At 52.5% G+C, this 711-nt stretch carries 1 protein-coding gene; it reads right to left on the minus strand.

The window, feature by feature from the left end:
• Positions 1-503: 503 nt before the first annotated feature.
• On the minus strand, positions 504-711 hold a 208-nt coding region (locus SxD43FB_RS25720), incomplete at its 5' end, for a hypothetical protein (protein WP_217988842.1).

Raw genomic sequence — 711 nt, forward strand, 5'->3', positions numbered from 1 at the left:
GAAAGAAATGCTTCGACGTATCCATGCCAATGCGAATAATCTGGTCCATAGCGGGTCTCCATCGTTGATGTCTAACGGCATAACCTGGCATTATTTGATGCCGTATGGAGGCCGTCCACACCAACAGTTCAAGAGTATCGTGTTTATTCTACCCATTTCCTGGATTGTCCCGTCCTGGAGATTCACCGCATCATGTCGGTGCTCGACGATCACGCCTGCATTTGTCGCGGATTGATCAGTGGTGTTCGATCCTGACGTAGGGCGACCGAAGCCTTACTGTATATGGATGATATAGGGGGCATTAGCGCCCTCGTCTCTATTACTATAAGGAAGGGTCACTACGCCCCCCCTCTGGGTGGCCTTCGCGCCCATATTTTCACGCGCAGCGCACAAGCAAGGCCTAACGGGCGGTCAATGTAAGGCTTCGTCTGGATCGCATACGGCTTTGTTTGTCACATAATGACGCATGCCAGTTCTCCAGAGGCGTGGATCATCCGCACTCTCTAGATTGCACCTCCTCTTTTCGGGCAATGAAGCCGTTCCAACATCGATGCCGGAATCGACATTAATTTCATCGACGTCATGGCTCGACGATTTTTCCATGATGATTGTCCCAGGCTGAGCGTGGATGATCCCAGCGGCGATCCGCACGCCATCGTAGTCGCCGGACGATATCGACCTTTATGATCCTCCTGGGACGATTCCATCCGG

The organism is Sphingobium sp. D43FB (assembly GCF_002312805.1).
GTDB lineage: Bacteria > Pseudomonadota > Alphaproteobacteria > Sphingomonadales > Sphingomonadaceae > Sphingobium.